The sequence below is a fragment of the Sphingobacterium sp. IITKGP-BTPF85 genome, assembly GCF_001006065.1.
GTDB lineage: Bacteria > Bacteroidota > Bacteroidia > Sphingobacteriales > Sphingobacteriaceae > Sphingobacterium > Sphingobacterium anhuiense.
The window spans coordinates 1-13,092 of the sequence record NZ_ASZT02000051.1 but is presented as its reverse complement, the minus strand read 5'-3'; the positions used below and the strand labels follow the sequence as shown (position 1 = coordinate 13,092).

At 37.2% G+C, this 13,092-nt stretch carries 17 protein-coding genes and 2 pseudogenes; 13 read left to right on the top strand and 6 right to left on the bottom strand.

The window, feature by feature from the left end; genetic code table 11:
- The first annotated feature begins 143 nt into the window (after positions 1-143).
- A complete protein-coding gene (locus L950_RS11755; RefSeq protein WP_021190327.1) occupies positions 144-734 on the top strand; it encodes a GNAT family N-acetyltransferase in 591 nt (196 codons plus the stop codon).
- Positions 735-799: 65 nt separating this feature from the next.
- The gene (locus L950_RS37290; protein ID WP_021190326.1) at positions 800-952 is read left to right on the top strand and encodes a hypothetical protein; all 153 of its coding nucleotides are present in this window, start codon (positions 800-802) and stop codon (positions 950-952) included.
- A 77-nt stretch (positions 953-1,029) separates the two neighbouring features.
- Here the strand turns inward: L950_RS37290 and L950_RS11750 are convergent, their stop codons facing one another.
- A complete protein-coding gene (locus L950_RS11750) occupies positions 1,030-1,410 on the bottom strand; it encodes a DoxX family membrane protein (protein WP_021190325.1) in 381 nt (126 codons plus the stop codon).
- Positions 1,411-1,769: 359 nt separating this feature from the next.
- Here L950_RS11750 and L950_RS37285 point away from each other — a divergent pair, with 359 nt between their 5' ends.
- Complete coding sequence (locus tag L950_RS37285) at positions 1,770-1,931, top strand: DUF6713 family protein (protein ID WP_410528128.1); 162 nt, start codon at positions 1,770-1,772, stop codon at positions 1,929-1,931.
- Positions 1,856-2,071 (top strand): DUF6713 family protein, encoded by a 216-nt coding sequence (locus tag L950_RS11745; protein WP_410528129.1) that lies wholly within the window; start codon positions 1,856-1,858, stop codon positions 2,069-2,071. The genes L950_RS37285 and L950_RS11745 overlap by 76 nt, the downstream gene beginning before the upstream one ends.
- A 503-nt stretch (positions 2,072-2,574) precedes the next feature.
- Here the strand turns inward: L950_RS11745 and L950_RS11740 are convergent.
- Positions 2,575-3,741 carry an MFS transporter gene (locus L950_RS11740; RefSeq protein ID WP_021190323.1) on the bottom strand — a complete coding sequence of 389 codons (1,167 nt, stop codon included), beginning with the start codon at positions 3,739-3,741 and terminating at the stop codon, positions 2,575-2,577.
- A 214-nt stretch (positions 3,742-3,955) separates the two neighbouring features.
- Between L950_RS11740 and L950_RS11735 the strand changes: the two genes are divergently transcribed.
- Positions 3,956-5,335, top strand: a complete 1,380-nt coding sequence (locus L950_RS11735) for a hypothetical protein (protein ID WP_021190322.1) — start codon at positions 3,956-3,958, stop codon at positions 5,333-5,335.
- A gap of 106 nt (positions 5,336-5,441) precedes the next feature.
- On the opposite strand, the gene L950_RS11730 is transcribed toward L950_RS11735, so the two are convergent.
- Positions 5,442-5,954, bottom strand: coding sequence for a GNAT family N-acetyltransferase (locus tag L950_RS11730; RefSeq protein WP_021190321.1), 513 nt, complete (start codon positions 5,952-5,954; stop codon positions 5,442-5,444).
- 228 nt (positions 5,955-6,182) lie between these two features.
- Between L950_RS11730 and L950_RS11725 the strand changes: the two genes are divergently transcribed.
- The 4 genes and pseudogenes from L950_RS11725 to L950_RS30015 form a co-directional block, all read left to right on the top strand.
- Positions 6,183-6,428: a hypothetical protein gene (locus tag L950_RS11725; RefSeq protein WP_021190320.1), complete on the top strand. Its 246-nt coding sequence runs from the start codon at positions 6,183-6,185 to the stop codon at positions 6,426-6,428.
- 200 nt (positions 6,429-6,628) lie between these two features.
- Complete coding sequence (locus L950_RS28590) at positions 6,629-6,784, top strand: hypothetical protein (protein WP_021190319.1); 156 nt, start codon at positions 6,629-6,631, stop codon at positions 6,782-6,784.
- A 176-nt stretch (positions 6,785-6,960) separates the two neighbouring features.
- A complete protein-coding gene (locus L950_RS11720; RefSeq protein ID WP_021190318.1) occupies positions 6,961-7,212 on the top strand; it encodes a hypothetical protein in 252 nt (83 codons plus the stop codon).
- A gap of 507 nt (positions 7,213-7,719) precedes the next feature.
- Positions 7,720-8,193 (top strand): annotated as a pseudogene (locus L950_RS30015) (RNA polymerase sigma factor); the annotation flags it as partial.
- A 36-nt stretch (positions 8,194-8,229) separates the two neighbouring features.
- Here L950_RS30015 and L950_RS11710 read toward each other — a convergent pair.
- The gene (locus L950_RS11710) at positions 8,230-8,856 is read right to left on the bottom strand and encodes a DUF4142 domain-containing protein (protein WP_021190316.1); all 627 of its coding nucleotides are present in this window, start codon (positions 8,854-8,856) and stop codon (positions 8,230-8,232) included.
- A 51-nt stretch (positions 8,857-8,907) separates the two neighbouring features.
- Positions 8,908-9,168, bottom strand: coding sequence for a hypothetical protein (locus L950_RS11705; protein WP_021190315.1), 261 nt, complete (start codon positions 9,166-9,168; stop codon positions 8,908-8,910).
- Between the two features lie 391 nt (positions 9,169-9,559).
- On the opposite strand from L950_RS11705, the gene L950_RS11700 reads away from it, so the two are divergent.
- From L950_RS11700 to L950_RS11685, 4 genes are all read left to right on the top strand, one after another.
- Positions 9,560-10,072, top strand: a complete 513-nt coding sequence (locus L950_RS11700; protein WP_021190313.1) for an RNA polymerase sigma factor — start codon at positions 9,560-9,562, stop codon at positions 10,070-10,072.
- Between the two features lie 119 nt (positions 10,073-10,191).
- A complete protein-coding gene (locus L950_RS11695) occupies positions 10,192-10,422 on the top strand; it encodes a hypothetical protein (protein WP_021190312.1) in 231 nt (76 codons plus the stop codon).
- Between the two features lie 498 nt (positions 10,423-10,920).
- Positions 10,921-11,427: a pyridoxamine 5'-phosphate oxidase family protein gene (locus L950_RS11690; protein WP_021190311.1), complete on the top strand. Its 507-nt coding sequence runs from the start codon at positions 10,921-10,923 to the stop codon at positions 11,425-11,427.
- A 44-nt stretch (positions 11,428-11,471) separates the two neighbouring features.
- Positions 11,472-11,936, top strand: a complete 465-nt coding sequence (locus L950_RS11685; protein WP_021190310.1) for a hypothetical protein — start codon at positions 11,472-11,474, stop codon at positions 11,934-11,936.
- A gap of 71 nt (positions 11,937-12,007) precedes the next feature.
- On the opposite strand, the pseudogene L950_RS11680 reads toward L950_RS11685, so the two are convergent.
- Positions 12,008-12,687 (bottom strand): annotated as a pseudogene (locus tag L950_RS11680) (SDR family oxidoreductase).
- Positions 12,688-13,092 lie beyond the last annotated feature (405 nt).

The window sequence follows — 13,092 nt, the reverse complement described above, 5'->3', positions numbered from 1 at the left end:
CCTATTCTGAAATTGCGAGTTATACCTGACACGCTCATCCCATTTTTATAAATCAAACCGTCATCAAAAAAAAGCGCTGCTTTTTGAAATAAATTTAAAGTATTACATTCGTTTAATTAAAACCGCAAAAATTGTATACGCAAATGAGCAATTTAAGTTTCGAACCGATCGTATCAAGTGATTTCGCACAGCTTGTTAACTTACAACCTGAGGGCTGGCATGATATAATACCCAAATTTGAATATTATGTCAATCAAAAATACGGTATCCCCATCAAGCTTCTTGAAAATCAAGAAATCGTAGCTATAGGATCGGTTATCGTCCATCAAGATGTTGCTTGGCTTGGACATATTATTGTTCATCCCGATCATCGAAAACAAGGTTATGGAAAGCTGATGACACAACAGCTCATCGCAACGGCAAAAGCGGAGAATTGTACTAGTATTCAATTGATCGCAACAGATCTGGGAGCAACTGTATACGAAAGTATCGGTTTCATCACAGATACCGAATATCTCTTTTTTAAGGATGTCACTATTCCTCTAGGCCAAGTCGCTAATCCGCATATCAGCAGCTACAATGCGATCTATAAAGATCAAATGCTGGCATTGGACAGTTTGGTATCTGGAGAAAATAGAGCCTGGGAGCTAGAAGATCATTTAGCGTCTTCTTACCTCTATGTCATCGATGGTTCCCTTGCAGGATATTACTTACCGACCTCGGGGAAGGTTTAATCATAGCTATTCATCCAACTGCAGGTAAGGAGCTTACGGAATTTCACTTACAAACAAAGACAACTGTGGTCGTACCGAAAGAGAATATAGCCGCACAAGCCTTTTTACAGGAGCATCAGTATCAACCTTATGCCAGCGCTAAACGCATGTATATCGGTCGAGAGATAGCGGTCAAATTTGAACATATATATAACCGTATTGCTGGAAATATCGGTTAATCAACCTTGCTGAAAAGCTATTTGTGCCTTTTGATCGGGATATCAACATATAAAGACACAAATAGACTCTTATTTTACTACTTGCGGAGCATAGGAAGATACTTATGCCAGTTTTCGATGATAACCCAAAGAACAATTGCAGCCAGAACAAGCGCAATAGGTAAACCTGATGGTGCGGTAGTGATGTTCGATAACAAAATACCGGTCAGAATTGGCGTTAGAATAACTGCTCCCAGCGCTCGCGTTGTACTAAAGATCAATAATAAACCGCCTATGATCTCTCCGAACGCCACCAGTGGCATTAACCAGCCGATTTCCATAAATGCCTTTCCTGCGTTGATCATTTTCTCAGGCATATCCTTCGGCATAGGCATGTAATGAAAAAATTTATCCAAGCCGGCATTGATAAACATTAAGCCTGTCAATAAGCATAATACGAAAAGAATCTTGTTTTTCATGGTGATTGAATTTAAGTTATAATTTCAGATTATAAAAACAGCATGATCCCATTATTGTTCTATCGGATGTTCATTTTTTGATGACAGGATTAAAAAAATTAGACTTTAGCGTTAATCTTTTTAGGGAACTTATTATCGATCTATGTCGTATTAAATTGAATATAAAGGAAATTACCACTACCACATAAACAATCTGTTTACAACAGCTAGCAGGTTTATACTTTTACTACTCTAAAATGCTCTCATATTAAAGTAAGCCCTTATATTTGATAAGCTTATTTTTCATAAATGGATAAGCACAACTTAATGGATAATATGATCGCACATTCTTTTTTTTATCTCGCACTTGTACTTTTTTTATGCACGAAATGGATGCCGTACGTTGTAAGGAGTGGCGTATTTTCCCCGGGTTAGCACTGCTAAAGGAAAGTTGGGGATATGCTGTATTTATGCTGGCTCATATCCCACTTTTTTATTCATTGTATGGGGACTTACGCAACCCTCAGAAAATTTCATCATAGGATTTGATATTTTTACGATCTTACATCTTGCATTGCACCTCCTCTATCTCAGACATCAAAAAAATGAGTTTAAAGATTGGATATCTTGGACAATCATTACTGGAATAGCAGTTTTTGGTACGCTCGATTTGCTGTTTTAGTAAGGGTGCTCATTCATCAAGAATAAGTACAAATAAAATACATAAAACACTTTAAATTAGCGCCATAAATATTTAATATAATTTCAAATGAATGTTCAAAAAGCATGTCAGCGCTTATCCATACTGTTCTTAACGGGTACCAAATAAAGAATCGCTATAGAATTGGTTTCTATAGCGATTTGAGGGGTTCTTTTCTATAATGGTTTTGGTAATATCGTTTTTTTATAGATTCTGTGCCTGCGCATCATAAATCATTATAAAGCAAACATAAACAATTTTTCTTATCATGAGGAAATTTAAAATAAAATTTTACATTAATTATCGCATCTTTAAGAAAATACACCCACACACGCCATATTACATCGGATTATTTAAATCTTAACGGGTTCATATCAGATGCATCTGCAAACTTTTCGGACCTGTTGTAGTGGAATCGATCTTTTAAATAAAACAACCCCTCAAATTATCTTTGAGGGGTTGCCTTTTGTAGAAACAACAGTATTTTAAAGTTTATTTTTACTGGATAACCATACAATCCCTAAAGCTATAGCGCTCCAGATCAGCATTTGCGAAAGCGCAAAATCCCACCCTCCTAACGACCAGCTTAGTAGACCGAAGAAGGTACCTGTTCCGGCCCCTATGAAATAAGTGGTCATATACACCGTATTCAGACGGCTATGCGCTTGTTCATCCAACGAATAGATCCGGGTAAAATTTGTAATCTGAGTGGCCTGAACACCGATGTCCAAGAAAAATATAGCAATGATCAAAACCCAGATCGAATGTGGGAAAAACCACATCACCAAAATGCTCAAAAATAACATCCCTACGGTAAGATATAAGTTTTTAAACACTTGGCCTTTATCCGCCATTTTCCCAAAATAAGGTGCAACTAGCGCACCTCCTATAGCGATAAGACCAAATAGGCCAATGGTAGATGCAGGATAATGAAATGGCTCTTCACTCAGATGAAAGGTTAACGTAGTCCAAAAAGAGCAAAACACCCCAAAAGTGAAAGATCCCAGTAAAGAAGCCTGTCGAAGTATTTTGTACTGCCCTATCAGTGAAATCGTTGATTTCAGTAAGCCAAAGTAACTCCCCTTAAATTTAGCAGGCATCTCGGGTAAAAGGAAGAAAAGTAATAAACTGCTTATGGATACCAAAATTGCTGAACAGAGAAATACACTTTGCCAACCCCATAGATCAGTCAAAGCGCCGCTCAATAAACGTGAACCCAAAATTCCACATAGTATACCACTAAATACAATACCGACATTTTTACCCCGGTTTTCTTTACCCAAAGCTGCCGACATAGGAAGAATTATCTGTGCAGGTGTAGAACAAACACCGATAATAAAACTAAGGACAAGCAATAACGTAAAATTAGTAGTATTCGCAAGTATAAGAAGCATCACGATAAGAGTGAGACAAATGCTTAAAATCAGTTTTTTACGATTTAATTTATCACCTAAGGGTAGTAAGAAGAACATCCCTAATCCGTAACCCAGCTGAGCAAGCACCGCAATTTTACCAACGGCATTTTCAGATTTCCCTAAGCTTTCAGCAATATTCCTTAAAATAGGCTGACTATAATAGACATTAGCGACAATCGTTCCTGCTGAAAAAGACATGACAGGAATAATCCATTTATTCTGTTTGTTTATTGACATTTCAAATTATATAACAGCAGGCAAACTTAAGGGCCTTAATTGGAAATAACATAAACATTTGGAAATATTTTTGACACATTGAGTTAAAAAAGAGATTCAACAACACAATAGAAAACAAACCCTAGAAAGTACTATTTATTATACATTTATTACCTTAAGCGGCGCTTAGATTTGTGATATATTCGCATTATTTTTTAAAAACAGGTATTTGTGAATGAAAGAAAAACTATTGATCCATCAGGAGGTTAATCTGCCTAATGCATTTGATATAAAAGATTTTAAATTATTTTATAGAGACATAGATCTATTCAGACTATCCAAGAAACAGGGTACGCCTTTACGATTCACTTATCTTCCTTCCATTCTGGAGAAGATCGATGAAATGAAGTCACATTTTAATAAGGCTATAAGAACAACATCTTACCAGGGCACTTATACGTACTATTACTGTACAAAGAGTTCACATTTCCAGCATATCATCAAAAAAGCCTTGCAAGCGGATATCGGTATAGAGATTTCCTCCGCTTACGATATTGATTTAATACAGTCGCTTATTGAAGATGGGTATGTGAAAAAAGGAACAAAAATTATATGCAATGGTTATAAGACTTCCGATTATCAACGGGGCATTATGTCGCTGATCAAACAAAACCACTGTGCAGTTACCCCGATGGTCGATAGTCCTAGCGAGTTGATCTATTATTGCAACAACATCAATAGCAATACAAGCCTGAATGTGGGTATTCGAGTCAATCTTAGTTTTTTAAGCGCTTATCCCAAAGAATCCAGATTTGGGATATCTCCGGAAGATATTATCACCTGCTACCAGCGCGATATTAAACATAACCAGCAGATTACCTTGACCACTTTGCATTTTTTTAATGAAAATGGACTGTCTTCTGATGATCAATATTGGGACGTTCTCGAAGCGATCGTTCGCTTCTATTGCCAATTAAAAAGATTAAATCCTCATTTAACTACACTCGACATCGGCGGAGGTATGCCTTTTCAGAGTACTGCAAATGAATATTTTGATCTTCCATTTTTAGTGAAACGTATCGTTTCAACGATTTTAGGGATCTGTCAGCAAGAGTGTGTGCCAGAACCCGATATCGTGACCGAATTTGGTAAATACACCGTTGCTGAAGCAACCACAACTATTTTCAAAATACAGGAGAAAAAACAAGGTGAAAAGATAAATTGGGGGATTATTGACGGTTCATTTATTACCCATCTCCCGGATACATGGGCAATACAGCAAGAATATCCGGTATTTGCCGTGAATAATCTCCAGGAAGAAAATAGTCCTTTTATCCTAGGGGGCTTAACATGCGATAGTGCAGATGTCTATCCGAATGTCAAGGAACATAAAACCGTTATGCTTCCTCACTCAGATCAGGAACAGTTTGTAGCATTTATGCATACAGGCGCATATCAGGAAGCATTAAGTGGATTCGGAGGTGTCAATCATTGCTTGATTCCATCTCCAAAACATATTATTATTGATCAGGGCGACAACGATGAACTTGAATTTACAACATTTTCAGAAAAACAGACGAGCGATCAGCTCCTGCAAATTTTAGGATATCGCTAATTGACAATTACAATTTTTCATTTTAACTAGGGTATTGAAAGAAGAATCGATCAATACCCTTATATAAATAGTAGTAAAGCGTGTTTAAGACAGCGCTTAGCTCGTACTATTTTAATAAATTCGTTAATTCATATTCAATCTCATCATCGTGATCGGCAGTTTTTATAAAGTTTAAACGTTCTAATAGTTTTATCGCTTGCAAATTTCCCTTCGTTGTCACCGCCCATATACGACCTAATCTGAGGCTTTTTTGACCAAATGTAATTGCCAGCCGCATCGCATGAGACATGTATCCTTTTCCACGGAATGCGGATAACAAGACACAACCCAGCTCCCCTTCCCCGTTTTCAAGCCCCCGATAATAACCACAGGTACCGACCACTTGTCCGCTAAGCCGATCAATTATACACCAGTGAAATGAATTTCCATTCAGGAGATCTTGATCAATCTTTGCCTGCATAGCCATTGCCATAGTTACATCCGAAGCCTGGATGCCATCATAAAAAGAAATAGGGACAAGAGCTGGAATATCCGCTGCTTCAACTTTTCTCAACAGGATCCTTTCATCCGAAAGCTCCGGATAGTTATCGTTTCCAATAGATGAAGTGGTTATCGTCATAAAATACTATTATTTTCATTTTCATCATGCTAAAAGAATCATCAAATTATTCGAATCTAATCATATAGCATAGCCCTAGCCATCTTTAAGCTACCCAAGATAAGAAGAAATAGACCACATCACCTGTTTTTATTTTTACTGCAGCTATTTTTTACTTTTTTAAGGATGCAGTAACACAACAATTTAGCCATGTTATTTGTTATTGAAGTATAGAGCTAATTAAGCATCATGATGATGAATCTACAAGAAAACGCAACGAATAAAAGACTAGGTCTTATTATTGCAACAATTTTGGGAAATGCGAATCAATCTTTCGCAAATGAAAACACAGCAACATTACGAAACAGAGGTCCCGAGGATGACGACGAACTGGAGGAAGATGAAGAACTCTATGATGACGATTTCGAGGAACCCGATCCTTTAGAAGAAATACCTGATGAGGATGAACTTGAACAGGAAGATGACTTCCTTTAAAAAATTGCCTTTATTGTGCTGGTATTGAGCACATGTACATAAAAAAGAATGCAAAATGACCTTGCATTCTTTTTTTATGCCATTACCCTTTTCTCGCAAATCACCTGCGTACTTCTCCAATATTTCAGGTATTTAACGAACCAACTATTTCATTCTGAAAGCTGTTCTTCTTACAAATCACATCATAAAAAATTAGAACTATGGACTTAAATAAAACAACAGCAACAAAAAGACTAGGTCTTATTATTGCAGCAATTCTTACCAATACCGACCCGAACAGATCTGCTAACAATGAAAACGATCTTCGCGAGCAAAAGCAGGCAGAAATCCATCCTCCAATCCTGATCCGGAGTTAGAGGATCCAAATTTTGTACCGGACGAAGCAGATGATCAAGATTCAGGACTGAATGAAGACGCTTTAGAGGATGAGGATCGTGATGATCGCAGAGATCGTGATGATTTAATTGACCCCATCGATCCATTAAATCAGCGTCCTGATGAAAGTGACATTGATCCCGATGATGAAGATCCGTTGGAACTTCCTGAGCAAGATGAAGATGAACTGGAAGAAATAGAACCTGACGATGAGTTGCCGGTTGAGGAAAAAGATGATCTTGGACAAGATACACCGAGCGAATTTCCGGAAGAAGACCAAGATGAATTATTGGAAGAAAGAGATTTCTCTGATCAAAATAATAATGAAAATAAAGACTTCGATCATAATGATCAGGATCTGGAAGCAGAAGGACTCGAAACGGAAGATAATCGAGGCAATTTCTTGTAATCGCTAAATCAGTCGATGATCAAGGTGCTTTCCTGATAAATGTCAATCCGATCGATGAAAACTTTAAGTACACATTTTTTACCATGTAGGTTGTCATATCCGTATGTCCTGATCTACATGGTAAAATAATCGAATCACAAGCTATATAAATGTACAACCGACGACCATATATGCCTAACCAGCTAGTCGGTAGAACCAAAGGTCAATACCACAAGAGAGATCGCTCTTGACCCACATGGAGAGACTCTGCCATTTATAAGTATTAAATACCTTTTCTATAAATCTGACCTATTTCTACAAAGTTCTTAAAATGGATGATATCTAGGTAAAAATGCTAACCATCCCCTTTTTTATCAGAAGACACTTCTTGCACTTTATACGTATTATTACATTTCATACCCTTTACCTTACTTATTATCAAACTATTATCTTAAATTTAACGTTATATAAGGATCAAGTTGGTGTTAAGAAGGAGGTCCAGATGGGGAATGTAAATTTAAATGTCTTTTCCAGGAAAAAAGACAATTACTAAGTCATTTTGCAAGTCAATTTACATCAGATTATGACGAAAAAGAAGATCTGATACAAGAAACGTATTTAAGGGCATTAAAATCCATAAATGAATTTATAAATGATCCTAAATTGGTGACCTGGCTGTATGTCATCATGAAAAATGTTTACATCAATCAATATCGAAAAGAAAAGCGAAAAAATGTGATCTATGATTACTTTTTACACGCTGATTCCAGTGCATATATAAGTACTAATTTATCAGAAAACAAAATGATTAACGAAGATATCCAAAAAGCAATTGATAGCCTCTCCACCGAAAATGCAGAGATTTTCCGTTTGCATTTAGATGGTTATAAGTATCATGAAATTGCAGAACTGCTTCAAGTTCCAGAAGGCACCATCAAGTCACGCATTCATATGACGCGTAAAGCGCTGCAGCAAAAGTTGAAGATGTATGATCATGCATAAGATTGGGTAAAGAGGGAAAACCTTTTGCCAAAAAAATCACGTTAAGGAAAGCATAAATACCTTCTTAACGTGATCTAAATATGACTTAAGCTTATTATAAAATTTAATTCTTTTCTTCACTATCCCCTTAGTATACGGCGGAATAGTCGAAGCTGTTTCAGTTGCTCCATTTGCCACTAATACACGGGCTTGATCCAAGTGTGCTTTTAAAGAAGGCAAGGTACCAATGATCCAGTTTTTAAGAGCGGTATCTTTGATCTGCTCATTGCTGCTTGCTTTTTCAAATAAATCGATTGCCTGCTGATGGGAGGCAATCGCCTCATCTTTAAAAGCTTGATCGAAGCTGGTACTGTCACTCCCTTTTACCATATCCCACTTCTTTTGATGATCGGCATCTAAGCCATCCGTCAATGTGAAGCCAAGTGTACTTGACATCTTTTGCAAATCGCCGATTAATTTTTGATGATCATCGATCAACATGCTTGCATAGTTTTTAACCGCATCATTCTTTGATCTCTCACTGGCTAGCTTGGCAACAGCAATTTCATATTGATTGGACATATAAGCTTTCGTTATAAATTCCTGTTCAGCATTTTGCTGTTTAAAGGCTAACAGGGCAATAATTCCTAGAAAGATACCCCATAATTTTAAATTTCTGATCATGATTTTAATATGAATGTTAGTGATTTATCTTCATCTATAATAAAATATACCTTATGCATTTTTATTATCCTGCTGATCGTGTCCCTGAGTTTTCACGATCTTATTGTAAATTCCAAACAGCAGAAACGGTGCTACCCATTGCCCGACAAATAGTGCACTATGTTTGTGCCCGACACATTTTAAAGCTGCTGCGCCGATCATGGCCGTGATGGCTGCACATAAGAATACTTTTGAAGGCAATTGAGCGGTTTTTTCCTCGATCTCCTTGGTCATCTCTCCTTCTTGAAGGTTTTTGTTTTCTAAATTTTCCATCTGACTCCTTTTTTAATTAAGTAATACGTTATGATCTTTTAAATAAAGAATCAATCCAAGCAGGTAAAAGTTCAATTCATATTACTTTAAGGGTATTTCACACCGAGACAACAAGTGTTTTCACCTATAAATGACTGATTTTATGTGTTATACCGCGTATGTGGTAAATGCGCAATCGCTTTGAACAAACACCCCTTTCATTATGGATACGAACGGGCAGGGAAAATCTTTAATTATCAAAAATATGATCTATGGCAGAAATGATGCAGATTTTGAACGTACGGATCACACTGGTACTTATACCTAGCCCCATAAAACCATTAGTTATACCCGCGTAAAGGCTAAACTTTTAATGCGAAATGACCGTTAAATTAGTAACACTTTTAAATTAATGGAGGAAAATATGGAGCATGCAAATTTAAATGTCTTATTCCAGGAAAAAAGACAACAACTGAATCATTTCGCTAGCCAATTTACCAATGATTACGATGAAAAAGAGGATTTGGTACAGGAAACGTTTATTCGGGCGTTAAAATCAGTTCATAATTTCATCAATGATCCAAAATTAATGACCTGGTTGTATGTGATTATGAAAAATATCTATATCAACCAGTATAGAAGAGAAAAACGTAAGCATTTAATCTATGAAGAATATATTCATACAGACTATTTCAATACCGTATCAAAAAACTTAAATGAAGACAAAATGATACAGGATGATATCCAAAAAGCGCTGGCAAGCGTATCGGCCGATAATGCAGAAATATTTAAGCTTTATCTCGATGGTTATAAATATCACGAGATTGCCGAAGCCTATAATCTACCTGAAGGAACGGTTAAATCGCGAATTCACCAGACGAGAAAGACCTTGCAACAGAAACTCAAAATGTATCAGCTATCCTGATTCCATTGCAAGTCCAGCGGAAATAACTTAAATAAATAGTCATAAAAATAATCGGTTACCTTATTTATACGGGCGATCGATCAAAATAGATCATATTTTTTTAACATAACTATTCAATCATGAAAAATACGTCAATTATTTTAGGAGCTTTTATAAGTCTGGCTTTGGTCACAGGATGTGGCAATGCCAATAATGATAATAAAGACGCTGATAAAAAGTATTCAGACACGATCGATGATCAGGGAAATCCCATTTATCCAGATAGCGTCAATCAGGACTCCACCACTGTCAACTACCGGGATACAACTTCCAATATACCAAGTGGTACAGTCCCTCCTACTTCAAAATAGGATGATTACTGAAAATGAAATAAGTTCATAAAAACAGCCGGCTGTACAGTCAAAAAAATGTGTTTTTAAGTTTAAAACAAACTTTTACCCCTCACCGGTTGTTTTATGAATGAAGCGCAATAGTTAACAATAAAGATTCAATCATGAAAACTCACAATTAAAAGAAGAATTTGAACAAGTAAACGAAAGCAGTGGCACTTCCCCACATCGGTACGGTAAAGAAGCTTTTAAAAAAGAGAAGAAAGCAAAATGTAATAAAAATCTCTTCTGGTTAGGTGGTGCAATTGTAGCCCTTATTATATGGAAATGCTGCGAATCAAAAAATAAAAAAAGTGGATTGCTAGCCATGTTGGATGGTGATAATAGTTCCTGCCCGACCGACTTATTAAAATCCAGAAGATAACGAGTTCGAGATTAAGCTGTATTTCCTTATTGCAAGTTTAGTTACCGCAAAAGATATCCAAACATCATTTTAAACAAACATTTAACGCCATTAACATGAGTCAAGAGAATATTATAAACAGAGAAGAAGCTCGACAAAAAATCAAAGAGCTTGCCGAAGGCATCAATTATTGTTTTTTCTGTACCGATCTGAAACAGCCACCATTCGAATCCACTCCGATGAGTGTTCAAGAAGTGGATGATCAGGGCAATATCTGGTTTCTTGCATCAAAAGAAAGCGATAAATACAAAAATATTAATCAGGACAAACAAGTGCAGCTGTATTTTTCAGATCCTTCTTCCATGGAGTACCTCGCTTTATACGGAAGTGCGGAAGCGGTCGATGATCAGCAAAGAATTGACAAATACTGGAACAAATTTGTAGAAGGTTGGTTTGAAAAAGGACGTGAAGATCCCAATATCATTTTATTTAAGATTGTTCCTGAAAAGGCACATTACTGGGATACCAAACATCATAAACTTGTTTCCTATGCCGTCACATTGATTAATGCCATAGGTGGCGATCTGGGTGATCAAGGAAGAGAAGGTGACATCCTCGTATAACTGGTAGTATTAAAAAATTAGAAATTCACAAAAACACATATATTATGAGAAAAGTAGCATTATTGACAATGGCGTTATCTGCCGCTACGCTATACGCATGTAACAACACACCACAGGAAAAAGCAGAAAAAGCAATGGAGCAGACAGAAGAGAAAGCAATGGATGCTGCCACTGATGCTGAAAAAGCTTCTGATAAAGCAGCGAATATTGATATGGAAAAAACAGTCTATTCCAATATGGCAGCGGCAAATGCCGCAGTAGCTAAAATTGCGATGCCTGCATTATCAAATAGTAAAGCAAAAGAATTGGCTTCAGACTTAGGTAAGTCAATTGTAGATCGCATCAATGCGAAAACAAACGATGATATTGTTGAAGCCGAAAAAGATATCATTGAGGACAGAACTGATGTGGAGAAAGCATTCTTAGAAAAGAAAATCTCTGCTCAAGATAAAGATCATATTTTAAAATATGGTGATGACTGTCTAGCTGCCGCACGCGGAGCTGTGTAGTCTTCCGGTCAAATAAAAAAAAGCTAGCATTTTATAAATGCTAGCTTTTTTGTTTTTACAAATGCATCATACTAGATGGTGACACGTCCTCCGGTAGCCGGTATTGTCGCTCCCGAAATATAAGAAGCCGCGGCTGACGCTAAAAATACATAAATAGGTGCCAGCTCTGCAGGCTGGCCAGGTCGGCCGATCGGTGTATTGGCTCCAAATTTTCATGATCAGGAATGGTGCTCGGAATCAGTGGTGTCCACACCGGTCCGGGTGCAACAGCATTGACCCGGATATCTGAACCGTCCTCAAAAAATTGCTGGGCAAGGCTTGCAGTATAATTTTGGATCGCCGCTTTTGTCGCTGCATAGGGCAACAAAGATGGATTAGGATCATAAGCATTGACAGAAGTCGTATTGATCACACTCCCACCTTTGGGAAGATGTGGCTTGGCATGTTTGGTCAAATAAAACATCCCGCTCACATTTGTTTCAAATGTCTTATTCCATTCTTCGGCAGAGATATCGGTCACAGACTGATAACTCATCTGATAGGCCGCATTGTTAATTAAAATATCCAGTCTTCCAAATTCCTTGATCGTATGCTTAATAGCGGACTCACAAAAAGATTCTTCCCGTATATCTCCTTGAATCAGGAGTGCTTTCCTTCCAGCCTTTTCAATCCAGCTCGCTGTGTCAGCAGCATCTTCACTTTCGATTTCATCCAGATAGATAATTGCAATATCAGCACCTTCACGTGCCATTGCTATAGCAACCGCCTTACCGATCCCTGAATCTCCGCCAGTGATTAAGCAGACCTGCCCCGAGAGCAGGTTATTTCCAACATAAGTCTTCTCGCCATGATCGGGCACGGGATCCATTTTCTTCGATACGCCTGGCACAGGCTGGTCCTGTTTCTTGAACGGGGGTTGGGGATAAGAAGGATGTTTTGGTGTCGTTACTTTCATAAGAATAATTTTTCGTAAACTTCGTTAATCGTCCAATACAAGAGATTATAATCAGGTAAGTGAAATTTCTTATATTGGGTTATAAGAATTAATTTGAGCGCGAAATTAATGCAAGCATTCCACAATCAACATTGTATTTTACCTGATCTTTAAATTGGCGCTAACAACTTAAAAACTTAAAACAATGCCGATGTGGAATGC